This window comes from Prosthecobacter fusiformis (assembly GCF_004364345.1).
Taxonomy (GTDB): Bacteria; Verrucomicrobiota; Verrucomicrobiia; order Verrucomicrobiales; family Verrucomicrobiaceae; genus Prosthecobacter; species Prosthecobacter fusiformis.
The window spans coordinates 75,711-98,487 of the sequence record NZ_SOCA01000002.1 but is presented as its reverse complement, the minus strand read 5'-3'; the positions used below and the strand labels follow the sequence as shown (position 1 = coordinate 98,487).

19 protein-coding genes and 1 tRNA gene are annotated in these 22,777 nt (G+C 57.0%); 7 read left to right on the top strand and 13 right to left on the bottom strand.

Annotated features, from left to right (window positions below):
• Positions 1 to 87: 87 nt before the first annotated feature.
• Positions 88 to 1,065, bottom strand: a complete 978-nt coding sequence (locus EI77_RS06395; protein ID WP_166647079.1) for a L,D-transpeptidase — start codon at positions 1,063 to 1,065, stop codon at positions 88 to 90.
• A 152-nt stretch (positions 1,066 to 1,217) separates the two neighbouring features.
• Between EI77_RS06395 and EI77_RS06390 the strand changes: the two genes are divergently transcribed.
• Positions 1,218 to 2,105, top strand: a complete 888-nt coding sequence (locus EI77_RS06390) for a TerC family protein (protein ID WP_133793959.1) — start codon at positions 1,218 to 1,220, stop codon at positions 2,103 to 2,105.
• 388 nt (positions 2,106 to 2,493) lie between these two features.
• Here the strand turns inward: EI77_RS06390 and EI77_RS06385 are convergent, their stop codons facing one another.
• From EI77_RS06385 to EI77_RS23295, 4 genes are all read right to left on the bottom strand, one after another.
• A complete protein-coding gene (locus EI77_RS06385) occupies positions 2,494 to 4,680 on the bottom strand; it encodes a polysaccharide biosynthesis tyrosine autokinase (RefSeq protein ID WP_133793958.1) in 2,187 nt (728 codons plus the stop codon).
• A 149-nt stretch (positions 4,681 to 4,829) separates the two neighbouring features.
• Entirely contained in the window at positions 4,830 to 5,555 is a 726-nt protein-coding gene (locus tag EI77_RS06380; protein ID WP_133793957.1) for a polysaccharide biosynthesis/export family protein, read from the bottom strand.
• Positions 5,556 to 5,606: 51 nt separating this feature from the next.
• The gene (locus EI77_RS06375) at positions 5,607 to 7,391 is read right to left on the bottom strand and encodes a porin family protein (protein WP_133793956.1); all 1,785 of its coding nucleotides are present in this window, start codon (positions 7,389 to 7,391) and stop codon (positions 5,607 to 5,609) included.
• 200 nt (positions 7,392 to 7,591) lie between these two features.
• Positions 7,592 to 7,861, bottom strand: coding sequence for a hypothetical protein (locus tag EI77_RS23295; protein WP_166647078.1), 270 nt, complete (start codon positions 7,859 to 7,861; stop codon positions 7,592 to 7,594).
• Between the two features lie 79 nt (positions 7,862 to 7,940).
• Between EI77_RS23295 and EI77_RS06370 the strand changes: the two genes are divergently transcribed.
• Complete coding sequence (locus EI77_RS06370; RefSeq protein WP_208300291.1) at positions 7,941 to 8,402, top strand: cytidine/deoxycytidylate deaminase family protein; 462 nt, start codon at positions 7,941 to 7,943, stop codon at positions 8,400 to 8,402.
• Here EI77_RS06370 and EI77_RS06365 read toward each other — a convergent pair.
• Positions 8,399 to 9,247 (bottom strand): 50S ribosomal protein L11 methyltransferase, encoded by an 849-nt coding sequence (locus EI77_RS06365; RefSeq protein ID WP_133793955.1) that lies wholly within the window; start codon positions 9,245 to 9,247, stop codon positions 8,399 to 8,401. The genes EI77_RS06370 and EI77_RS06365 overlap by 4 nt on opposite strands.
• 51 nt (positions 9,248 to 9,298) lie before the next feature.
• A tRNA-Gly gene (locus EI77_RS06360) sits at positions 9,299 to 9,373 on the bottom strand.
• A gap of 176 nt (positions 9,374 to 9,549) precedes the next feature.
• On the opposite strand from EI77_RS06360, the gene EI77_RS06355 reads away from it, so the two are divergent.
• Complete coding sequence (locus EI77_RS06355; protein ID WP_133793954.1) at positions 9,550 to 11,298, top strand: flippase activity-associated protein Agl23; 1,749 nt, start codon at positions 9,550 to 9,552, stop codon at positions 11,296 to 11,298.
• Positions 11,295 to 12,143 (top strand): FAD:protein FMN transferase, encoded by an 849-nt coding sequence (locus EI77_RS06350; RefSeq protein ID WP_133793953.1) that lies wholly within the window; start codon positions 11,295 to 11,297, stop codon positions 12,141 to 12,143. The genes EI77_RS06355 and EI77_RS06350 overlap by 4 nt, the downstream gene beginning before the upstream one ends.
• Positions 12,144 to 12,149: 6 nt before the next feature.
• Here the strand turns inward: EI77_RS06350 and EI77_RS06345 are convergent, their stop codons facing one another.
• Entirely contained in the window at positions 12,150 to 13,157 is a 1,008-nt protein-coding gene (locus EI77_RS06345; protein WP_133793952.1) for an ABC transporter substrate-binding protein, read from the bottom strand.
• Positions 13,158 to 13,295: 138 nt separating this feature from the next.
• Here EI77_RS06345 and EI77_RS06340 point away from each other — a divergent pair, with 138 nt between their 5' ends.
• The 3 genes from EI77_RS06340 (at position 13,296) to EI77_RS06330 (ending at position 17,434) form a co-directional block, all read left to right on the top strand.
• Entirely contained in the window at positions 13,296 to 14,633 is a 1,338-nt protein-coding gene (locus EI77_RS06340) for a DUF1501 domain-containing protein (RefSeq protein ID WP_133793951.1), read from the top strand.
• 188 nt (positions 14,634 to 14,821) lie between these two features.
• Positions 14,822 to 16,315 carry an efflux transporter outer membrane subunit gene (locus EI77_RS06335; protein WP_133793950.1) on the top strand — a complete coding sequence of 498 codons (1,494 nt, stop codon included), beginning with the start codon at positions 14,822 to 14,824 and terminating at the stop codon, positions 16,313 to 16,315.
• Between the two features lie 9 nt (positions 16,316 to 16,324).
• A complete protein-coding gene (locus EI77_RS06330) occupies positions 16,325 to 17,434 on the top strand; it encodes a substrate-binding domain-containing protein (RefSeq protein WP_133793949.1) in 1,110 nt (369 codons plus the stop codon).
• Between the two features lie 3 nt (positions 17,435 to 17,437).
• Here the strand turns inward: EI77_RS06330 and EI77_RS06325 are convergent, their stop codons facing one another.
• The 5 genes from EI77_RS06325 to EI77_RS06305 all read right to left on the bottom strand — a co-directional run.
• Entirely contained in the window at positions 17,438 to 18,409 is a 972-nt protein-coding gene (locus EI77_RS06325) for an alpha/beta fold hydrolase (protein WP_133793948.1), read from the bottom strand.
• A gap of 9 nt (positions 18,410 to 18,418) precedes the next feature.
• On the bottom strand, positions 18,419 to 19,168 hold the full coding sequence (locus EI77_RS06320; RefSeq protein WP_133793947.1) for a M14 family metallopeptidase: 750 nt from the start codon (positions 19,166 to 19,168) through the stop codon (positions 18,419 to 18,421).
• Positions 19,169 to 19,179: 11 nt separating this feature from the next.
• Positions 19,180 to 19,617 carry a rhodanese-like domain-containing protein gene (locus EI77_RS06315; RefSeq protein ID WP_133793946.1) on the bottom strand — a complete coding sequence of 146 codons (438 nt, stop codon included), beginning with the start codon at positions 19,615 to 19,617 and terminating at the stop codon, positions 19,180 to 19,182.
• Positions 19,614 to 20,288: a DUF1573 domain-containing protein gene (locus tag EI77_RS06310; RefSeq protein WP_166647077.1), complete on the bottom strand. Its 675-nt coding sequence runs from the start codon at positions 20,286 to 20,288 to the stop codon at positions 19,614 to 19,616. The genes EI77_RS06315 and EI77_RS06310 overlap by 4 nt, the downstream gene beginning before the upstream one ends.
• A gap of 78 nt (positions 20,289 to 20,366) precedes the next feature.
• A partial coding sequence (locus tag EI77_RS06305; RefSeq protein WP_208300290.1) for a COR domain-containing protein occupies positions 20,367 to 22,777 on the bottom strand: 2,411 nt, incomplete at its 5' end.

The window sequence follows — 22,777 nt, the reverse complement described above, 5'->3', positions numbered from 1 at the left end:
GTACTCCCGAAAGAAGGTAGGACAACAGTTCCGCATCGCATGAGCTGACAGCCGCTTGCCGATCTGAAGCTCGGGAATACTTTCCGTTCACCTCACAATCACCCGTGAGTCCGGCCTCACCAGCGTCGGCAGCCGGATGGCATCCCAGTTGGCCAGCCGCACACAGCCCGCGCTCTGGCTCCGCCCGATCGTCCTCGGCAGTGCCGTGCCATGCAGGCCGATGCCGGATTTGCTCAATCCGCACCAGATGATGCCCACTGGGCTATTCGGTCCCGGTGGCAGTTGATACGCCTCCTTGCCACGCACGCCGCCCTCCAGGAATTGTTTGTCATAACGGAAGCTCGGCGTCGTCATCATCGTCTTCATACTCCAGGTGCCCACAGGGATGAATTCCGGCTTCCCGGGGGTGATGGGAAAAGCCGCTAGCAAACGCTCATCCGGCGAATACACCGCTGCCATCCGCTCCGTGGTATCCACCACGATCGTATTCGCGCTCAGCTTCACATCCTTGCCAAAGCTCTGCATGGACTTCACCTCCTCAATGCGGAAGGAGCGTACATTGGGCACCACCACCACATCCCCAGGCCTCAACCGCGTGACGTCCAGTTCAGGATTGCACTTGGCCAGAAAACCCTCGTCCGTGTGGAACCGCTCAGCCACCAGCTCCGCATAACTGCGATACGCCATGTATGAATGATGCACCTGCTCCTCCGGTTTTTCCGGCAGCGCGGGGTTCACAAATGTATCCAGGTCCCCGCGAATATTGAAGGCCGCAAAGATCACTGGCACCTCCTCCGCCGCCGCACGCAGGGCAGGTGTCCAGTCATAAAGATCACGATAGCCCATGGCGAAGTTATAGTTCACCACCGCCTTATAAGTGAACTCCCCTGCCGCCCCATCCAGCTTGCCAGGGCCGAATAGATGACGGTCTAAAAAGATCTGCAACTGCAGCACCACGTTCGGATCCGTGGGCACAGCCCCATCCTCAGGAGGCGGCCCTGGATCCTGCGCCCAGCTCCATTGCAGGGAACAGACCATGAGCAGGAAAAAGACGATTGTTCGCATCTCCTGATCATGAATGAAAATCGGCATTTGGCGAGCACACGTTGCTTACACCTCCGCCCTTCCCTTCCCAGGCCTAAGGAAAAAAATCCACTCCCAAAAAACCCATTGGCATCCGTCCCGCTCCATGTAGTTAAGCGTTTACCGTTTTCCCCATGCTCGACACCCTGCTCGCATTTGCCCTGCCTACCTCCGCAGAAATCATTGATGCTATCCCCATCATCATCTCCCTCATCATCATTGAGGGCCTGCTTAGCGTGGACAATGCCCTGGCGATCGCCGCCATGGCTAACCATCTTCCAGAAAAGCAAAAGTATCTTGCCCTCAAGTTTGGCATCATCGGTGCCTATTTCTTCCGCGGTCTCTGCATGGCCTTCGCCTTCTGGATCATCGCCAACCCCTGGCTGAAAATCTGCGGTGCCGCCTATCTCCTCTATCTCATGAGTGAGCACTTCACCGGTGCCGGAGATGAAAACAACGACGGTACCCCAGACAGTCCCAATCAGCGCGGCTTCTGGCCCACTGTCATCGGCATCGAGATCATGGACCTCAGCCTCAGTGTGGACAACGTCGTCGCAGCTGTCGCCATGAGCCCCAAGCTCTGGGTCGTGTGCACAGGCGTCTTCATCGGCATTTTGGCCCTCCGTTTCGTCGCCGGTGCCTGCATCAAGCTGCTGGAAAAATTCCCCATCCTCGCAGACACCGCCTTTATCCTCATCGGCTATGTCGGTGGCATCCTCGTCTTCGAGCTCCTGAGCGATCCAAGCAGTGGTTTCCAGGTCTTCCCGGGTCCCGTCCATGTCGGCACAGGTCGCAAGTTCATCGGCATCCTCCTCATCCTTGGCATCTCTCTCCTCTATGCCAAAGTCCCGAGCGTCCAGGTCGCCCTGCGGCCCCTCTTCAAAGCCCTACGTGTGCCCATGAAGATCGTCGCGATGACTGTCGGACTGGTTCTGAAGATCGTGCTTTTGCCATTCACCCTCATCATTGGACTCTTCAAAAGCAAAGCCTCAGTAGCCCCCACTCCACCTCCTGCGATGTAAGGGGGGAGGGTGGTGCATTGGACTCCGCACGTTCAGGAAACAGCCGGATAGGTTGCGAAGGGGCGAGAGGCGTGGACGATGCGGTGATGCGAGAAACACATCCAGCCTTGCATGTTGAAGCGGGGCCAGCTTACGAGCGCGGACTCAAGTTTCGGAAATCAATTCTGTGATTTCGCTATACCATGCCGACGAAAATCGAGCCGAATTAAAAGCGGGGTTTTGGCGAGCTAAAGCTCTGGAGTACTTCGGTTCCGCCTGCCTCACGCGGCATTCATTTCACCAGATTCATCCACCCTTGGGTATAGATGTGGAGCTACGGCCCTATTCGCATAGGGGAGCTGCGGGCTGCGATAGCTATCGCCATCCCCTGCCCCCTGCTTACCTTCGATCAAGAAAGACTCTTGGGAGGAACGGGCACCGGGCTCTTTTTGCTGGCCACGGGTGTGTAGTAGTAGCTGGCGTAATTGTAATACGTGTACTCTTTGAGGCTGGTGGAGGCGCGATTGAGAATGACGCCACCCACATTGACCTGGCGCTCATAAAGTGAATCCAATGCCTTACTGCTGAGGCGGGCAATGGTGGAGGACATACGGACGACGAATAGAACGGTATCCAGTTTCGGAGCAAAGCTGCCCGTATCATCGGCGACCAATACCGGAGCACTGTCGAAGACGACGTAATCATACTCAGCTCCCATTTCCTTCAATACCTCTTCAGCCTTCTTGGAGAGAAGCATTTCCGAGGTCTGGTCAAAGACTTCACCACGGGCCAAAAGGTGGAGGTTACGTGTACTTGTCTCCTGCACCGCATCACGCCAGTGAAGGCTACCACGAAGAACCTCCGTCAGACCAGGACTGGAAGGCAGCTTGAAAAGCTCGCTGACACCACCACGGCGCAAGTCACAATCCGCCAGGAGTACACGCGCCCCGCCCAGAGCCAGCGTGACAGCCAGATTGGAGGTAACCGTCGTCTTGCCTTCATTGGGGACAGCACTGGTGACCAAGATGGTCTTGGGTGGCTTACCCTGCCAGTTTTTGAAGAGGATGGAGGAACGGATATTGCGGAAGGCCTCCGCATACAGATGCCGTTCGTCATTCGGTTGCAGTAGCTGCACATCGCCGCGCTGGCGCTGGTCTGGCACCTGGCCAAGCACCGCCTCGTTGGGGAACAAGGACTGAAACTCGCTGAAGGAATTCATGCGGTCATCCAAATGGTCAAAGATGAGCAGAATCAGGATACCGAGGCCCAGTCCCAGGATGAATCCGATGGAGAGCGGGGGCACCCATTTTGGCTCTGCTTTGAGGGCCAATGAGGCATGTTCCTGGATGGCCACAAAGTCAGTCTGCACATTCTGCAACTGCTGAAACTCCTGGACGCGCTCAAACATGCGGTCGTAAGCCAGCTTCGTTGCCCTGAACTCTTCCTCGAGACGTTCATGCTGAGCCAGCTTAGATCCCAGCTCGATGGCTTCTTTTTCCTGAGCAATGAGTTGTTGATCGAGGCCACGGATACGGCGCTCTAAATCTGCCTGCTGGCCGCGAAGCTCCTTGATGATCTCCTCCTGGAAATTGGCGAGGAGAGCTTTTTCAGATTCGATCTGCTCGTCCACCTGAACCACACTTGGATGCTGCCCCTTGAAGGATTTCAGCAGCTTAAGACGCTCGTTTTCAAGCCGGAGGATTCCCTTGCGGGTTTCGAGATAATCACGCTCCACCGAGGTCAGTCCCAAGCTGTTTTGAGCGGTTTCAACAGAAGGCGCAGATTTATCTACGGCCGTTGGATTTGAGCCGGCACCTCCTTGTTGGGTGCCGGTGGTCATGCCACGCTCACGATTAATCATCGCCTGATCCACATCCTGAAGGGCCAGGGAGATGTCATTGAGTTCAGTCTCAAGAGACTTCTTTTTGATTTTGAGATTGATGAGAAAAGCTGCGGCCTCGTTGTTGCCGTTCGTCAGGGTGACAATGTTATTGGCCTTGCGAAAGGCCTCCAGCTTGGCCCCGCGTTCTTCGAGTTCTTTGCTCTTGATGACCACGGTTTCCGTGAACGTATTCAGAGCACGTTCCAGCCCCTGTTCACGGATCTGCTGGCGGAAGTTCACAAACTCTTCCAACAAGGATTCCAGGAAAATTTGGGTGTACTTTTGCTCCGGTCCAATGGCGAAAACATTGAAGATGGCCGATCCTCGAGTCTGGCTGACGCGAATCTCCACCTCAGAATCCTTCATCTCGGGATGCAGAGCCTGAATTCGGGTGAGAGCACGTTTCTTCAGGTCTGCACTTTCCAGGGTCTCAATGATGGTCCCATAAAAGTCCTGCATCGTTTCCTGCCAGTTCAGGTCTCCCTGCGCGACCATACGACCACCTGCCACAAGCTTAGCCAGGGAGGTATAGTTTACCGGCTGATTCATGATGTTCAGCGCGGCGATGCAGACACCGATGCTGGCGGTCAGCAGCAAAAACCACCAGCGGCGGGAAAGCAGGATCTTATAGCGCTGAAACTTGGCCGAAGTCTCATGAATCCGGTTCATGTTATTGGACGTCCCCTGGCCAGGCAAAGCCAGATTGGGGTCCATGGGGAAAGGAGGCGGATTATTCACAACAGAAATGGGGTTGGATGCGTGCTGGTGCCACGCAGATGGTCAGGATGCCATGTTGCAGAGCTGCCTGCACTTAAAAAACGATACACGCACAGGTCAGAGGTCTCCCCAAGCCCCTCTTGCGCTTAGAAATTGATTTTCTTCTCGTCCACAATCAGCACGTCATTGTTACGAATATAGACGTCAAAATCAAGATTTCCCTGACGCATGATGCTGTCAAGATTGACCAGAATGGTCTTGTTACCCTGAGGAGTCTTGCGAACCAGCTTCACACGCTGTGGATTAGCGAACTGGGCAAAGCCGCCAGCGCGCAGAATGGCCTGGCTGATGGTGATATCTTCATCCGCTGGCAGTTCGTATTTTCCCTGGCGCAGCACCTGGCCATAGACGGTAAAGAAATCAATTTCTGAGCTGCCGTAACGCACACGAGCGTTTGGATCGTCCTGACGCTTCAAGTCAATGGCCACGACGACGGTCGCGGAATTGTAGTAATTCATTTCGAGACGACGCTTCACCTCGTAGGCGAGCTGTCTGCAAGTACGTCCTGCTGCTTTGACCAACCCAATGTGGGGAGCATTCACTTCTCCTGTCGCACCCACACGCATCTGCTGGGGGGCACCACGATCCTCCACGACGCGCATGCTGATGAGGTCTCCAGACTCAATGACCTGACTGTCATCCAGCACATCCATGGAATTGAGCACAGCCGCAGAACGGGCGACATCCCCCGTCGGAGCGGGTGCCGGAGCGGCAGGACGCCGGTCATCAATTTCACGAAAGCCGGGATCCTGAGCCAGACCGACAGAAGCTGAAGCAATCAGCAAAAAAGCGCATGTGCGTGTAACAAACATGGAGATCTAAATTGAATAACGAACAGGAACGAAAAACGAACTCAGTAAAAATCAGAAGTTGTAATTGAAGCCCAGGATAATGCGATTCTGCTCAAAGTCCTGGTCATCAAACCTCGGCCCAGTGGTGACATCGGTCATGAAAAACCGATACCCGAGCACCATGCTAGACTTGGGAGAAAGAGCATAGGTGATATCGAAATTCAGAGCATGCTGGTCGAAGTTACCACGAATGGCTTTGTCACCCACAGCGTTTGTATCCGTGCGCCCAAAGTGGTAACCGAAACCGGCCGTGATTTTGGAATTGATGCGATGTGACAGATAAGCATCCAGACCATACTGGCTCAATTCCTGAGCATAGACACCCCCGGACCCTTCTGCCTGTTCATAGTATCCACTTAGAGAAACACGGCTGCCTTTCCAAGCGATGATGGACATGCCATAGTTGATGTAGTTCGATGTGATGTAGTTAGACGTCACATTCAGAGAAGATTCGCGACCGAAATTGAGAGACTGGCTCACCCGTGAATTGAGCTGGTTGCTGATGGTGACACCGTAGTAGAAATCACTCAGGTCAGAATTATCTTCGTTGGTCAAAGGAGCAGCCGTGGCGGGAACAGGCCCAATACGAGGGAAGGTCCCATCAGCCAGAGTGGCAATATCTTTGAATTCAAAGTGCTGATATCCACCGGCGAGGCGAATGTAAGTCTTGTCGCCGACAGGTATCACCAGGAAGGCACCGGCATTGAGGAGAGTACCATCATTATTAAAGCGACCGTCATACTTGAGGCTGGTGATACCGCCTTCTGCACCCAGCACCCAGGTGCCGCTGGGGCTGAAAGAAAGGGAACCGTGCAGGGAGTCTGTGGTGCGTCCGAAATTGTTGGTGTCATCCACGGGATCGACTCCGTCATTTTGCTCAGTATCTAGCGGGCTGGCAATGGAATGCATGTAGTTCATCGCCAGAGTCCAGGCGGAATTAATGCGCCAGTTGGCAGCCACACCCGTGTCGTTTTGCAGCACGCCGAAGACTTGGCTGCGAGTCAGAGCAAAGTCATTGCGCGCGGCTGGACGGACCGATGTGCGATTGTAGATGGTGATGTAAACCGGGCCGGCTTTGATATCGAAGGCCAGGGTACTGCCAGGCAGGACGTTCAGGACGAAATCGCCACCACCATACGGAGCCAGATCAGGGTTATTAAAATAGTGGTCGAATCCGATGGCCGTGCTCAGGGACAGACGGTTGTTCTGCGTGATCTGATAGTTCGCATCAATATTCAGAAGAGTGGTGCTGATGAAGTCTTCCTCAGGGTTAGTCCCCGAACGGTTAACGTTGTCATTGTATTCGAATCCCTGGTAGAGGCCAAAACCGACATTGATAGGCCCAAGACGCACGTTGCGGCGGCCGCTCAGGAAAGGATCTGAAATGTAGGTGGGGGCGAAAAAGCCCGTCGGCGAAGTGTACTGCCCCGCGTAGTTCGTATAGTCCCCGACCGTGCGAGCAGCGAAGGCACTGCTGCCACTGCGTACGGAGGGACGGCTGACCTCACGTGCAGATTCATAATCCGTCGTGCGCCGCCCCATGGTGTCTCCACCGTCATCATTGGCACGGTAAACGCCACTGTCGTAATCATACGTCACGTCGCCATCCCGTGTATCGTCAGTCGTGGCTGCTTTTTCCGCCTTTTGGCGTGCGCGCAGATCATCGAAAAACAAGCCGGTCTGTGTAGGTGACGCACCATACTGAGCAAAAACCGAAGACAGGCTCATCAACTGCACCGCACCTAATGCAATGGCGATCAACGACGAACGATGAAGGAAAAGTGGGCGTGCTGTCATACGTAAAGGTGAAGAACGGAGTGGGGGGGCGATAAATTCCGATTCGCTAAAAAGTTTATAAAAGCAACTGCGGCCCCGCTTGTCTATACTAAAAACGACCTAATGAGCCGATGACACATTGCAAATGTCACATTTTTATCACTTGGAGCCACTTTTGCACGCATTCAGAACCCTTCCGCTGGCACTCAGCTTCTTCACCATCAACAAGTTGACGATTCACCGGGGACACCCATTTCCAACCACTTTTGACGGCTCAGCAAAGAACGTCCGTCCCCTAAATCTAGCTCGAGCTGCACATCTCCCTGTCGGCTTGAGAGCAAATCACGGCGGCGAACTAGAGTACCTTCATCTGCATGAATGACATGTTTGAGATGACGAAAGAGGCGGGAGAGTTTGGTCTGGCGCATTTGGTTCATAATATAAGGTGGATGAACAGGATTTAAGTTCATATGAACATATTTATCAAGCACTCAATTGAACACTTGTCATAATTATTCGCCTTTAAGCCTTCTTTATTGACGATTTACACGGACCCGCCTCAGTCAGGCGATGCCCACCTCACGCACCCGTCTCACCATTCCTGAGTACGCGATGGCTCTGGCCCACGTGGCCAGTCTGCGCTCTGAAGACCCTTTTCGAAAAGTCGGGGCTGTGGCGATCGACTTTGATAATCGTGTTATTGGCACGGCGTATAACGGACTGGCTCCGGGCTATGATGCCACACCCGATTTTTGGAGCGACCGAGACGAGCGTCGGAAATACATGCTGCATGCGGAGGTGAATCTGTGCAGCCTTTTCACCCGAGGGAATGTCAGATTGGTGGCCTGTACGACGAAACCCTGCACGAGTTGCATGCAGATGCTCTGCGCTTATGGGGTCAAGCAGGTCTATTACCGGGATGACTATCCTGAATCCGAAGCGGACGCGATTGCCCACCGCTACAGTATCCAATTGGTCCAGTTAACTGATTACCCGCAGATCGTTTCAGCCTTTGAGGAACCCCAGTTTTAGGCGGGAACCGTGCCGGAGGCGGAAACCCATTTGCCACGGGTGACGATGCGGTCCCAAGTAACACCCAAGTCAGAAGCGACAGCCAAGCAAGGTGCAGCCTGGGATTTGAGGATGCCGGAGACCATGAGAGTGCCGCCCGGACGAACAGCCCGGACGATCTGAGGAAAACCTGCTTCTAAAATGTCATAGAAGATATTGGCAATGACGATGTCGTATTGCTCCTTGGCTTTCCACTTGAGTACATCCGTCTCGGTAAACTTAATGTCCGGAGTGCCATTGCGAATGGCGTTCTCTTGGGAAACTTCGACAGCTTTTGGGTCAAAGTCGCAGCCCCAAACTTTGGAGGCTCCCAGCTTAGCTGCCGCGATCGCCAAGATCCCGCTGCCGCAGCCGAGGTCCGCCATTTTCCATTTTGTATCCAGGAGAGGTGAGGCCGCATCTACGAGCATGCGAAGAACTGTAGCCGTCGTCGCGTGGTGCCCGGTGCCGAAAGCCATATCCGCAGGGATAGCAATGACTTGTTTACCCGCATGAAGGCTCTGTGCTTTTTTGTATTCAGCCACAGTACGGGCACTGCAAACGACCAGCTTTCCCCGTACCTGAATGGGTGGAAGCGGCTCCGATGATAGGGCCGCCCAGTTGCGGTTCTTAATCTCCCTAACGCTGCCACCAAACATCTTCTGCACAGCAGTAACATCGCGTCGCTTTTCAGCATAAGCTTCTACCCGAATGGTCGTGCGTCCCGGCACGGTGGTGATGACCAAACTGAGTGCTGGATTTCCGGCGAATCTTTCTTCCCAGGCATCACTCCATTTCTCAGACGACAGCTTGGACCAAACGAACATGGATGAGTATAAAGGGGCTGAGGAGGGCCTCCAGTTCTTTGATTTTAGAACTGGAGCGGGTGACGCGATTCGAACGCGCGACATCTTCCTTGGCAAGGAAGTGCTCTACCACTGAGCTACACCCGCTTTTCGGCGGGCCGTGATTATGGTTCAGAGTCTAAAACCGTGCAAGTTTAAAATTGATATTTTTGCATTTTTTCTGATCCCAAGAGGTCGCACCCGTTCTCTCCCCCTGATAGAAGCATATTCTATTGCAATATTCCCGCTGGCACGTGGACGGAGAGCCGCCATCATAAAGGAGCATGCCCCCCCGCAAAGAAGTCACCCTCTCCCTGGTCGCATTCCTTCTCCTGGTCTTCCTGGCCCTCGGTCTGGCATCTCATTACCGCTTCGCGGGACTGGACCTGAGGCCGATGCATACGGATGAAGCCATCCTCGGGGTTAAGCTGGGCGAGTTTTGGAATACCGGACACTTCCAATATGATCCGAGCGATTTCCACGGCCCTGGTCTCCATCAGACCAGTATGCTGTGGGGAAAGATGACAGGGTGGGGTGCGCCTGAGACCTGGACTGAGGCAGACCTGCGTTTAGTCGCCGTGCTCTGTGGCATGGGGGTTCTGCTGACGACCTTGCTTTTTGCAGATGCCCTGGGGAGGTATGGCACCGCCGTGGCCATGCTGCTGACGGCAGTTTCCCCCATGATGGTTTTTTACAGCCGCTATTTCATCATGGAGATGCAACTGGTGCTGCTGGTCTCGCTCAGCCTCGGTTGTTTTTGGCGATATTCGCAAGGAGGCACCCGGCTTTGGCTGCTGGTGGGCGGCTGTGCTCTGGGTTTTCAGCATGCCACGAAGGAAACGTTTGTTTTGAATGTCGCTGCGGCGTTTGTCGGCTGGGCAGCCGCACGCTCCATGGTGGGCGAATTCGAGCCGCGCAAAAGCAGCAGTTTCCGTATTGGCCCCTCCCGTAGCAAAGGGCGCCCATCCCGCCCCTGGCTCTGGGTGGCTATTCCGGCGGCTGTGGTCTCCGTGGCCGCTTATTCCAATGGCTTCCGCGACTGGCATAACGTACAGGACAGTTTCACCACGTACCTGAATTATTTAGAGCGTAGCGGCGGCAGCGGGCATGAGAAGCCCTGGCACTACTATCTGATGCTGCTTTTTTGGCACAAGGACACCCTCGTTTGGAGCGAGGCCCTGATCTGCGGCTTAGCCGTCATCGGCATGATTTATTCCGTGGCAGGTGATTTTCAAAAGACCCCAGGTCGGCAGCCCTTTCTCGTCTTTCTCTCTGTTTATACCCTGGCACTGCTGGGAGGTTATTCGATTCTCAGTTACAAGACGCCCTGGTCCATCCTGAGCGCCCAGCATTCGCTGACTCTGCTGGCGGGCGTGGGTGCTGCGGCCATGTGGTCCAGGGTCATGCCCGGCAAGTTCATGCGACTGCTGTTTAATATAGGTCTGCTGGTGGGCATCTGGCATTTGTGCCTGCAAAGCATGCGCCTGACCGGGACTAGCGGGAATCCGCAGTTCGATTATTCAGCCGATGCCCGCAACCCATACGTCTATTCGCATACTCAGAAAAGCCTGCTGAAAATGATGGGCGAGGTGGAGGCCTACGTTAAAAAACAGGACGCCGAGGTGAAGATCCAGGTCATCACTCGGGATTCCGGCTGGCCGCTGCCGTGGTATTGGCGGACTTGGAAAAACGTCGGTTATCAGGAAACCGTCCCTGAAACAGTGGATGCGGATGTCATCGTGGCTGACGCAGAATTTTATGATGAAGTGAAAACGCGGTTACCTGCGGATGCCTATACGGAGCATTACCCCTTCGGCCTGCGCCCGGGAATCATTCTGACTCTCCTGCTCAAGAAACCAGTCGCTCCGGCTCCAGAGCCAGTCCCCGCCCCTGCCCCACTGGATTCTGTCCAGCCTGCCAATAATGCCCCGCCGCCGCTGCCGCCGGAGGGCACGCTTTCTGCCCCGCCGAGCTTTTCCCCTTCCCTCCCAGCGATGCCGGGCAGTACCCTGGTGCCACTTCCGCAGCCATGACGGATTATCATCGCTTCAGCCATGAGGCCATGGCCACCGCTTTTGAGATCATCATTGCGCAGGACGATGTGGATGCAACGTATGCGGCCCAGGCGGCAGAGGCGGTGTTTGCGGAGATCGACCGGTTGGAGGATGAGCTGAGCCGCTTCCGCCCCACCAGTGAAATCTCCCGTCTAAATCGCCTGCGCGCCGGCGAAAGTCTGGCCGTTTCCCTGGCCGCCTGGGATTGCCTGAATCTGGCTAAAAGTGTCCATGCAGAGACGGACGGTGCCTTTGACATCACCATCGGCCCGCTCATGCAGCTTTGGCGCAGCCCGGATGGCAGCCTGCATGAGCCGGAGGCGGAAAGGCTGGCCCTGGCACGCAAGAGCATCGGCAGCGAGCTTTTTGAACTGGAGGAAGATGGCTGCCGAGTGCGCGCACTGGCGGACCACATGGTCTTTGACCTGGGAGCTGTGGGGAAAGGTTACGCGCTGGATCAGGCGGTGCAGATTTTGCAGGATTGGGAAATCAGCCGTGTTTTTCTCAATGCAGGGGACAGCACCCTGCTGGCGCTGGACGGTCCCTCTGGGGAGGAAGCCTGGCCAGTGACACTGGCGGAGGGTGCGCTGGAAAAAACCCTGCGGGATCAGGCGCTAAGCGGCAGCGGATTCATGGTGCAGGGCGCACACCTCATGAACCCGCGGACTCTACGGCCTGTGCCCGTCCAGGAGAAACGCAGTTACGCCCTGGCCCCCACGGCGGCCCTTTCCGATGCGCTTTCGACGGCTTTCATGATTATGAGTCCGGAAGAGATCCACACCCTCTGCACCCGTTATCCCGGAGTCGCCTGGCTGGAGCTGTGAGGACCTTCACTTCTTCACAGCATCCCATACACGGGTATATTTCGCCAGATCCGCGCCCACGTCTTGGATGACCTCGCTTTTAGCCTTGATGTCCTCCGGGATGATGACCGCCGGATTTTGTAAAAACTCGGGACTGACTTTTTTCAGAGCATCTGGGTTGGGGCAGAGGTAGCCCATCCACTCCATGTTTTCCGCCGCGATCTCTGGGTCCAGTAGGAAATTGATGAACGCATGGGCGAGGGCAGGTTTGGGGGCTGATTTCGGGATGACCATTTCATCACAGCTCATGGTCACGCCTTCCTGCGGGATGAGCAGGCCTACCTTGCTGTTTTCCTGCGCTACCTGGAAAAGGTCACCGCTGTAGCCATGCACCAGCAGGAATTCCCCTGAATCCAGTCCGGCTTTGTACCCCTCGTTATCGAATTTGGCGATGTTCTTTTTCCAGCCCAGGAGCACCTGCTGCGCTTCGGCGAGCTGCTTTTCATCACGGGTATTGATGCTGTAGCCGAGGCTTTTTAAAGCTGCGCCGATGGTCTCGCGCATGTCATCTAGCAGGGTCATGCGTCCCGCCAGCGCCGGTTGTGTAAAGGCAGTCCAGGAAGCCGGGGCGGTGGTCACCTTGTCCTTGCGATAGGCGGTGATGGCATAACCTACCGTATAAGGAACACTGTGCTTCATGCCCCCGTTGCCGATTTTCTCCACTACGGCTGGATCCACCTGCTTCATGTTAGGCAGGGCGGCTGCATCCAGGCTGCTGAGCATGCCCTCCGCCACCATGACCTGGATCATATACGTGGTGGGAAAAATAACATCATAACCGGCTGCACCAGCCTTCAGTTTGGCAAACATGGCCTCATTGGAATCGAAGGTGTCAATGACCACGCGGCAATCGTTCTTATCCTCAAACTTCTCCACGATATCTGGCGAGATGTAGTCGGCCCAAGTATAAACATGCAGCGTCTCGGCAGCGGTGAGGGTGAGGGTGGAAAGAAGCAAAAACCAGAGTGCCTTCATAATTGCTGAGGAAACGCCATCCCTGCCACGGGGCAAGGGCAAGCTGTGAGGAATCTCATCCCACTGCACCTGCGGCGTGGGTCATCCGAAAAACGCCCCGCAAGATGCATGCCTGCACCTGCGTAGGTTCAGGCAGTGATGAATGGCCCCCGATACAACTGCGCTGGCGTAGGCCGCCGCGATTTCCTCCAGCTTGGCTTGGGTGCCATTGGGGGTGTGGCCTTTTCAGACATCCTGGCCTTGCGGGCCCAGGCTGCGGCCGCGCGTGGCAAGGCCAGCCCGGACCAGATCAACTGCATCCTTGTGTGGCTGGACGGGGGACCCTCACATTACGAAACCTTCGATCCCAAGCCGGATGCTCCGAAGGAAATCCGGGGCGAGTTTAAATCCATCCCCACTAGCGTCCCTGGTGTGCACTTTTGTGAAACGATGCCGAAACTGGCCAAAAGTTTCGACAAGTTCACCGTGGTGCGTTCGATCTGCCACAAGGATCCCAACCACGGCGGCGGCAATCATTACCTGATGACCGGCACGCCGACTCCGGTGCCGGTCGGTTGCGGTGCCTTCGTCTCCTTTCATCCTTCCTTTGGATCCATGGTCTCCCATGAGCGTGGCGTGCGCGGTGGCTTGCCAGGTTACATGAGCCTGCCGAATGTCTCACGCTCCGGCGGTCCCAATTTCCTGGGTGCGCAGCATGCCCCTTTCGTGATCGGCGGGGACCCTAACAGCAAAACTTTTCGCGTGCGTGATCTGGCGATTCCCCAGGACATCAGCGAGGGCCGTGCGCTCAGCCGCAACAGCCTGCGTGCCTCCCTGGACAAGATGAAACGCATCACCCATCAGGCGGCGGAAGACCCGACTGTGGGATTTGACCAGTTTTACCAGCAAGGCATGGAATTGGTGACTTCGGACACTGCGCAGGCAGCCTTTGAATTGAGCCAGGAACCGGAAGCGACTCGCAAACTTTATGGCGAGCATGACTTCGGTCAGCGCTTGTTGCTGGCACGTCGTCTTGCTGAGGTGGGGGTCTCATTCACCGTCGCCTACTGGGGTGGGTGGGATCATCATCGGGGTTTGTTCAAGACATTTAAAGACAGCTATGCGGCAAAGCTGGACCAGGGTCTCAGCGGCCTGATCACGGATCTGGACCAGCGCGGCATGCTGGATAGCACGCTCGTCATCTGTCTGGGCGAATTTGGCCGGACACCGAAGGTGAATAAAGATGCTGGGCGTGACCACTGGCCAGGCGCGATGAGCGTGGTGATGGCTGGTGCCGGTATCCCTGGCGGACAGATCGTCGGCGCGACCGACCCCAAAGGCTATTATGCTGCGGAGAACATCTATTCGCCGGAGGACTTTGCCGTCTCGCTCTATACCAAGCTGGGCATTGATCCGCATCAGACTCTGCATACCAGCACGGGGCGTCCGGTACAGCTCGTGAACGGCGGCAAGGTGATCAAGGAGCTGTTTGTATAAACCTGCCCTCCCTGTGGGTGTAGCCAATCCCGCTTCCCGCTAGCGAGAAGAGCAGTATCTTCTGTGCCTGTGCCAAGAAGCGGGCATTTTACAGGCTACGGCCACGGTGATCAGAGAAGTCTTTACGAGGTGCGAATCGAAAAAAAAGAGCGAATAATGTTTCCAAGACGATCTCTAATCATCCTCTCATGCCTTTCAGTTTCCCCCTTCTGACTTCGTCCTTGTCCAGGCACTCCCGGATCGCCCTGATGGGTACGGTGATGCTGACAGCCGCCTCTTGTACCGTCGGGCCGGATTATGAAAGGCCGCTGCTGGGGCTTTCCTCACGCTGGAAGCAGACCACGGATATCTCTGACCTGCCCGTGCCGGACCAATGGTGGACACTGTTTAAAGACCGCACTCTCAATGGCCTGGTGGAGCGGGCGCTGGTGAACAACCAGGACCTGCGAGGGAGTGAGGCCCGAGTGGCGCAGGCGCGCGCACTCACGGGTGTGGAGAGGGCGGACTGGTTTCCCCAGCTTAATTTGCAGAGCACTGCCACTTTTAACCGGCTGTCTCAAAACAATCTGATAGGTGGTGGACAGGGGGGAGGGGGAGGCGGAGCCGGGGGCATCGGCGGGGTCGGTGGGGGAGGAGGAGGCATTGATCTGGAGCGGGACAGTTATTCCACTCTGTTAGGCTTGAACTATGAGGTGGATCTTTGGGGCCGAGTCCGGCGCCGGGTGGAGGGTGCACGTGCCCGTGAGGATGCCGCTTTTGACAACCTGACCGCCCAACGGCTGGTCATCGCGGCCGAAGTCGCCCGCAGTTATTTCCTGGGGGCCTCACTAGACAATCAGGAACAGGTACTGCGCGAAACTATCTCCCTGCGTGAAGAGGCCCGCAGCCTGCAACAGTCCCGCTTTGAAGGGGGACTGGCCAATGAAATGGATGTGGCCCGTGCGCGCACGGAGCTGGAACTGGCCAAGAACGACCTCGCGGCTATCGAGCGACAGCGCGGGGCCATCGAGCATTCCCTGGCTGTCCTTTGTGGAGAGATCCCGGCTGAATTTCGCTTGGGTAAAAACCGTCGTTTGCCCGCACCGCCCCGCGTTCCTGCCGGCCTGCCAAGCAGCCTGCTGCAACGCCGCCCGGACATCCGCGCTGCGGAGCAAAACCTCCGCGCTGCCAATGCTGACATCGGCGTGGCCAAAGCCAGCTTTTATCCCGCATTCAGCCTGACCGGCAGCGGCGGTCTCGAAAGCCTGGGCGCTGAAGATTTCCTGGAATGGAACAGCCGCGTGGGAAGCATCGGTCCTCAGGTCACCCTGCCCATCTTTCAAGGGGGTCGCCTGCGCGGAAACTTGCGCGCCAGCCAAGCGAGGTATGACGAGAGCCTCGCCAGCTATAAACAGACTATTTTGACTTCCCTGAGAGAGGTGGAAGATGCCATGCTGGACCTCAAAGGATTCAGCAAACAACGGGCTGCCGTCGCGGCGGCGGTCGCCTCCTCCCAGGAAACCAGCCGCCTGTCACGCCTGCGTTATGAGAAGGGGCTGGCGAGTTATTTTGAAGTGGTGGATGCGGACCGCATTGTCCTGACCACCCGACTGACCCTGGCCCAATTGGATGGTCAGCGTCTCACCGCCACGGTCCAGATGCTGCGCGCCATCGGTGGCGGTTGGGCGGGTGTAAGCAAGTGATGTGCATCCATGAGCCTGGAGACTGCCCCTGCCCTACCCCGGCGTGCTTCACGTGCGGCAGAGGCTGCGGCCTTTCTACGTGAGCGGCTGCTGGCGGGAGCCTGGCCCCGGCTGCTACCGGGGGAGATGGAGCTGGCCCGGCAGCTTCAAGTGGGCCGCAATACCATCCGGGCCGCGCTGGCCCAGCTTGAGGCCGAAAACCTCCTGAAGACCCAGTCCGGCCGCCGCCGCGAAGTCACCGGCACCGTCCATCCACCCACTGACAGCCCGACGCAACTGGCCGTGCTGCTGCTAGGCATCCCCTACCACGCGCTGGCCTCCTCCACTCTTCTGTGGATGGAAGCCCTGCGTATGCGACTGGCCGGAGCTGGATGGAAGATGCAGGTGAGGGTGGAATCCGCTGCCTACCGCCGCTCCCCTGGGCATATACTTGAAGGCCTGACAGCGGAGCAATCCAGTGCTGTGTTTATACTCCACCGCTCCACGGCCAACATGCAGCAATGGTTTGAAAAACAGGGTATGCGTGCCGTGATCGCCGGGACGCGGCATGAGGGCAGCTCCCTACCGCAGGTGGATACGGACTATCGTGCGGCCTCCCGCCATGCCGCAGCCCGACTCGCTGCCCTGGGCCACCGGCACCTTGTCATCCTGACGCCGCGTGCGCAACTGGCCGGGGATGCCGAAAGCATCGCCGGTTTCCGCGAAGGCGCAGGCGAGGCGAGGGTGGAGGTGGCCACGCACAATGATACGACGGAGGGGGTGATCGCCAGCCTGCGCCAGGTCATCACTGCGCAGGCAGCCCCGACGGCCCTGTTTGTGCTGCGCGCGGAGCACTTCGCCACCACGCTGACCTGGTTGCTGCAGCAGGGCGTCAGTATCCCTGGGCAGATGTCCCTGATTTCCCGGGATGATGAGCCTTTCCTCCAGCATTTGCACCCAGAACCGACCCGCTACCGGCGCAGTGCGGAGACCTTTGCCAAGAAGCTGGCCCGGCTGATCACCACCTTTGGTGACGGTGGCCCCGGACGCGCCCCGGCACCTCTGCTAATGCCGGATTTCCTGAAAGGCGGCACCCTGGGGCCAGCAGCCCGCAGCCCCATCAAACACGCTTTTCGTTAGGCATTAGCGTGCCCGCAAATCCAGCCACCGGGCCAGATCCTGCGCCACCTCCTCCCGCTGTACATCATGCAGCAACAGGTGATAGCTGCGGGTGTACCAGAGCAGCCGCTTGCTGGGCGAGCGCACTTGGCTGAAAAGGGTCTGCACCTGATCTGGAGAGGAGAGGATGTCATTCGGCGTGGCCAGGAAGAGCACCGGCATGCGCAGCCGCTTGGCCGCATTCGGGTTCGTATCCAGCAGACCGCCAATTTCCGTCAGCAGGCGCAGGGTGAAGCTGCTGATGTGATGCTCCGTCACCGCCATCTGGGAGCCATGGGTCGTTTTGTTGGTGACCTGGATGTTCTTTTCATCCACGCCGGCCAGATCGCCTAACGAATAACGTGACCGAGGCGACAAAGTGGCTGCGGTTTCCAAAAGGAAGCGTTTGAAACCGGAGACGGTAACCTTAAGCCCGGCCACGGGGGAGGCCAGCACGATGCCTGCGGGATCCTGCCGGGCATTGAGGCGGCTGGCGGCGGTGTGCAGGCAGATGAGGCTGCCCAGGCTCTCGCCATACCAGAAGACGGGCACGCCGGGATGCTGGCGACGTACCAGCAGGTGAAACGTCTCCAGATCCCGCAGCCACTGACGTGATGACTTGATATCCCCACGGTCCGCAATGACGGGGTCCTTCCCCTGCCCGCGAACATTGTAGGCATAGACGGTGTATCCCTTTGCCGGGAGTCGTTCGCCGAGGAGCCAGTAGTCCGATGAGGCCCCGCTGAGGCCATGCACTGCGATGACGATGCCGCGCGGCTTGCTGCCGACCGGCACAGCCCAAGTCTGCGAGGGCATGACCTTGCCATCATAGCTCACCCATTCCTGCGGCCGGAGCTCTGGACGCGGCTGGGCCTGAGGCATGGAGGAGCAGGCACTGAGCAGCATGGCCAGCAGCAGCAGGCACAGGCCCGGCATCCGGCGGACAGGGTTGGTCATGCCGCAGTATTAAAGGATCTGCGCGGCTGACAAGACCGCATTCACAAACTCCACCTGCGCTTGAACCCGGTCATCCAGGCTGAATTCGGAAGGTGTTTCAAAAGTGAGCGTGGTCTCGCAGCCGAGCTGGTGGAGCACGATGGCTTCCGGCAAGCCAGGAAGACGGAGGGGCACTTTCTTACGCCGAATGACACCCAGCACAGCCCGGCTACCATCGATGGACTTGCGGGGATCCGGCGGCAAGGTTCGGAGATTGGCCATGATGTCCTGGCTTAATGCCTGACGGTGGTGGCTGAGCTCATACACATAACAGCCCTGGCCATCATAGTCCTCATGAAGGCAGAGGCCGATGCCGAGTGAGCGGCCGACCATGAGCCTGCGCCAGGGGCCGCAGATATCGTCATCCTCAATATGAAAGCGGCGATTGAGGTCCTGGCCATGATGGTCGGCACGGGTATTGAGCATCAGCCCGAAAGGGTTCAGGCAGGGGAAGATGAGGAAGCGATGCTTGAGCAGGAGGGCTTCGTTTTCCTCCGCCCACAAGAGCAAGCCCCAAGCGGCACCCACCTCATCCCCATGCACGCCGGAGGAAAGGTAAATGACGGGTTCATCCCCGTGGCCTGTTTCCAGCCAGTGGACTTTGACTCCCTGCACCTCGGTGAGGGTCTGAAACTTCACTTTCAGCCGTCCTGCGAGGCCACGCCAGCGGGCCATGAGGGCGCGGTAGTCGTGGGCTTGATGGAGGGGCAGAAGCGGCATTCGAGAGGGGGCTATTTCTGCGCAGCCTGCCAGGCAGGCCAGCCGCCTTTGAGGATATAACAATGCTCCAGGGGCACGAGGGGGAGGAGTTTCTCACGGATGGTGCGGCTGGCTTCGCACTTCTCGCCCCCGCAGTAGATGATGACGGGTTTATCTGTTGTCTGAAGCACATCCAGCAGTTCCAGGAGTTGCTCCTGAAAGCCTTGTTCATTGAGCATCCGCGCTTCTGGAATATGGCCTTTTTCAAAGACCTCCTGCGGACGTGCATCCAGCCAGATGACATCGCCCTGCCAGCGTTCCTGGATCTGTTTTAAACTCACCTCATCCTCCCGCAGCGGGGCCTCGCTCAGATACAGGGCCGGGGCGCGGGGATGAACTGCGTGAGTGATGGCAGCAGCACCTGCGGCGAGTACGACGAGCAGGGCAGCCTGAAGGACAGATGCGCTCATGGCTGGGAGGCGGGCTTTCTATACACGGAGAAGAAGGCCATCTGGCGCTGGTATTTGGGGATGGTGCTATCGGTCTCGATCCTCAAGGCACCGAGCATGACATCCGTGGTGTTCTTGGGCTTGACGGTAACTTCGTATTCGCGGCCGGGGGTGATTTCCTTCCAGCTATACTCCACATTTTCGCGGGTGGAGGTGATGCCCTTGATGGCCATGGGGACCTCGCCAGTCATGATGACCTTGGCGGTCTTCGACTGGGCCTCGTCGCCGATCCACCATTGCAGGGTCTTCGGCTCAATGCGGATGACTTCGGGCACTTCCAGCATAAATGGGACAATCCACTCCGCCTGGTCTGGATCATCGGTCTGGATATGGACAGATTTTTCATGCCTCCCGACGAAACTGGAAACCTGGAATTCTGCGGTCCCCGTGCCTTTTTCACCGGGTTGGTAAATGGCTTTGTCCAGCGCGGCGCTCAAGCAGGAACAGGCGCTGTCAATGGAGAGGACACGCACCGGTTTCGTGCCTTTGTTATGAAAAACAAAGGTGGTGGTGACGGATTCATCCTGGGGCTTGGGCTTCAGCTCAATGAGCGGGACCTCCAGCGCCAGCTCCGCCTGGGAGGCCAAAGGCAGAAAACAGGTGAGCAGGACGAGGATGGAAAGGGTTTTCATATCGATGGCTATGCTAAATGAACGCTTCTCGTGGGCGTCCGTCAACATTTTCAGGGGGGCTAGAGCGCTCCGGGCGGTTTAGTCTGGGAAGACCAGCTTCCTCAACTGCCCCACCGTGCCCGCGATGTTGCCCGTGAAATCTTTAACAAACTTCGACGCTTCAATCAACCCTTCGGCAGACACCGAGTACCACGCGCGGTTGGGCTTGGCGATGGTGACGGCCTTGGTCAGCAGTTCCAGGTTGGTGGCCGCTTCCTCCTGCTTGTCCTCAGGCAGCTTTTCGATCAGCGTTTTGACATCCTTGGTTAGGCTCTCCAGCAGACTTTTCACCTCCCCTGCGGTCTGCTGCTGCACCATGAGGGTGCACTGGCTCAGCGTCTGGCCCACCTGGCTGTTGACGTTTCCTTTGAAGCTGTCGGTGATGCTGGTCTTGCCGGTGCTGTGGTCGTCGTGGATGGTTTTCATGGTGCTTTGATCGTTGTTGTTAATGACGTCTCCGAGATGAACGGAAGTGTGGAACTGGATGCTTCGGCCTCTTTTAAGCTGCCCCAGCCTGGACTCGTCTTTGGGTTTACGACGTTCCCGTTCGGAATTCCGCTGAGGTCGTTGGCTCGCCTGGTTGAGCACGGCAGTCACCTCAATCTCTTCCACCTTTCCGTTTACTTTGACGTGATCGAGAAGAGTGCCGTCCTCTTCCATGAGCAGGTACTTTTCATAGTCCACATAAACCTCCGGGTGCGCTGGCAGGGGCAATTGTTCCTCCACTCCCAGGTGACCCGAGAAAGAGCGGTGGATGTCCTCAAGCGTTCCACGGATGAGCATCAGGAAAGCCTGCCTTTGGCCCTTGCTGCCTCCGCGCACGTAGAGGTCGATTCGTGCGTTTTCCATATCGCTGCGGACCAGGGCTTCGCATGGGCCTTGGTTAAACTTAGCCCCTGTGCGCCACAGACAGTGTTTGGCGATGTGGTGATGCAGCCTCACCATCAGGCGGCTGATGATGCTGCCGGGCAGCACTTCGTATTTGTAGCGAAAGGTCGTGGCACCTTGCCAGTTCCCGGTATCTACCTCATCCTTATGCAGCAGGTCCGGCAGGAACCACTGGTCCCTCTCCCCATCGAAGGCGAAGCAGATCTCAAACCGCCGCATCATGGCAATGATGAAGTCTTTTCTGCTGCCCGGATACTCATGGCCCTTCAGCTTGGCCAGGGAGCTTGCCATGCTGCCACGGTCCATTCGTCCCCCGGCGCGGATGAGATCGGCGTCATTGAGCAGCTTGTAGATGGCGCCGGTGACCCAGCCTGGATCCAGGACATTCAACTCCTCCACATGGGCGGGAGTTGCATCGAGGGCTTTGTCCTTTTCAAAGATGGCGTGCTCACTGAAATGCAGCACGCTGCCGAGCTGATGCATGAGGCTGAGCAGAATCTCCCGATCTTGACGGATCGTGATGCCACGTTTTTCAGCTAACAAATGATACTGATCGAGCGTCAGGTAGGGACGGCCATCGGTTTCCAGCTCGTCTTTCAGATCCAGCCAGGATGTCAAGATGGGTCGGTCCACCTCGGCCACATGGTCTTCGACGGTCTGGGCGATCAGCTGGCTCAGTTCCACAAGGCCCTTGCGGCGGTCTGTACCCTCAAAGTGGTAACAACAGACTTCTCTAGCGAAGCCCTTAATTTGTGGATAGTCCCGCTGCAGGCCAGTCCAGTTGAGTTGCATCACTTCCTGGTCGGCCTTGTTGCAGACGATGATGACGGGGGAATCGCCACCGTACGAGGCAATCAATTTCAGCCAGTAATCCATGCGCGTCTGGCGCTCGTTCTGGCGGCTGTCCAGCACCAGAATATAAAGGCTGCGATGGGTCAGGAAAAACTGATGCGTGGCATGCATGATGTCCTGCCCGCCAAAATCCCAGACATTGAGTCGAACCGCACCTAGACCGCTGCACTGCATGGGAACCCGATGCCTCTCGATGCCATGGGTCTTGTCCTCCTTGGGGTTGTGATTTTCGCCCCGTAGCTGGCGGATGAGCGAGGTCTTGCCCACTTCGCTCTCCCCCACCACTAGCACCTTCACCTCATTGAGGGGGCGGCGGGCCCCACGTTTCTGGGCAAAGTAGAAGGCCAGGATTTCCTGTGGCCGAGCTGGAGGATTTTTTTCCTTATCGGAATCGCCATAATGCGGCCCCAACATCTCAATGGAAAGCTCCAATAAAATGTTATCATGAAGTGTCAGCTCTTGAAGATTCTTCAGATCAAGCAATGAAAGAGGCAGGTCGCGCAAGTCATTTTGCTCAAGAATTAGGCGTTCCAAGTTGCTTAAGAGGCCGATCTCGGCTGGCAGGCTGCTGAGCTGATTGTTAGAGAGGTCAAGCTCTGTCAGCAAGGTGAGCTGGCCAATCTCGGCAGGCAGGCTGCTGACCTCGTTGCCAGAGAGGTAAAGTGATGTCAGCGAGGTGAGCTGACCGATCTCGGCTGGCAGGCTGCTGA

What these genes read in the sequence shown, in the direction of transcription:
- EI77_RS06395 (WP_166647079.1), bottom strand. Translation starts at nt 1,065, where the DNA reads ATGCGAACAATCGTCTTTTTCCTGCTCATGGTCTGTTCCCTGCAATGG.
- EI77_RS06390 (WP_133793959.1), top strand. Translation starts at nt 1,218, where the DNA reads ATGCTCGACACCCTGCTCGCATTTGCCCTGCCTACCTCCGCAGAAATC.
- EI77_RS06385 (WP_133793958.1), bottom strand. Translation starts at nt 4,680, where the DNA reads ATGGACCCCAATCTGGCTTTGCCTGGCCAGGGGACGTCCAATAACATG.
- EI77_RS06380 (WP_133793957.1), bottom strand. Translation starts at nt 5,555, where the DNA reads ATGTTTGTTACACGCACATGCGCTTTTTTGCTGATTGCTTCAGCTTCT.
- EI77_RS06375 (WP_133793956.1), bottom strand. Translation starts at nt 7,391, where the DNA reads ATGACAGCACGCCCACTTTTCCTTCATCGTTCGTCGTTGATCGCCATT.
- EI77_RS06370 (WP_208300291.1), top strand. Translation starts at nt 7,941, where the DNA reads ATGCCCACCTCACGCACCCGTCTCACCATTCCTGAGTACGCGATGGCT.
- EI77_RS06365 (WP_133793955.1), bottom strand. Translation starts at nt 9,247, where the DNA reads ATGTTCGTTTGGTCCAAGCTGTCGTCTGAGAAATGGAGTGATGCCTGG.
- EI77_RS06355 (WP_133793954.1), top strand. Translation starts at nt 9,550, where the DNA reads ATGCCCCCCCGCAAAGAAGTCACCCTCTCCCTGGTCGCATTCCTTCTC.
- EI77_RS06350 (WP_133793953.1), top strand. Translation starts at nt 11,295, where the DNA reads ATGACGGATTATCATCGCTTCAGCCATGAGGCCATGGCCACCGCTTTT.
- EI77_RS06345 (WP_133793952.1), bottom strand. Translation starts at nt 13,157, where the DNA reads ATGAAGGCACTCTGGTTTTTGCTTCTTTCCACCCTCACCCTCACCGCT.
- EI77_RS06340 (WP_133793951.1), top strand. Translation starts at nt 13,296, where the DNA reads ATGAATGGCCCCCGATACAACTGCGCTGGCGTAGGCCGCCGCGATTTC.
- EI77_RS06335 (WP_133793950.1), top strand. Translation starts at nt 14,822, where the DNA reads ATGCCTTTCAGTTTCCCCCTTCTGACTTCGTCCTTGTCCAGGCACTCC.
- EI77_RS06330 (WP_133793949.1), top strand. Translation starts at nt 16,325, where the DNA reads ATGAGCCTGGAGACTGCCCCTGCCCTACCCCGGCGTGCTTCACGTGCG.
- EI77_RS06325 (WP_133793948.1), bottom strand. Translation starts at nt 18,409, where the DNA reads ATGACCAACCCTGTCCGCCGGATGCCGGGCCTGTGCCTGCTGCTGCTG.
- EI77_RS06320 (WP_133793947.1), bottom strand. Translation starts at nt 19,168, where the DNA reads ATGCCGCTTCTGCCCCTCCATCAAGCCCACGACTACCGCGCCCTCATG.
- EI77_RS06315 (WP_133793946.1), bottom strand. Translation starts at nt 19,617, where the DNA reads ATGAGCGCATCTGTCCTTCAGGCTGCCCTGCTCGTCGTACTCGCCGCA.
- EI77_RS06310 (WP_166647077.1), bottom strand. Translation starts at nt 20,288, where the DNA reads ATGAAAACCCTTTCCATCCTCGTCCTGCTCACCTGTTTTCTGCCTTTG.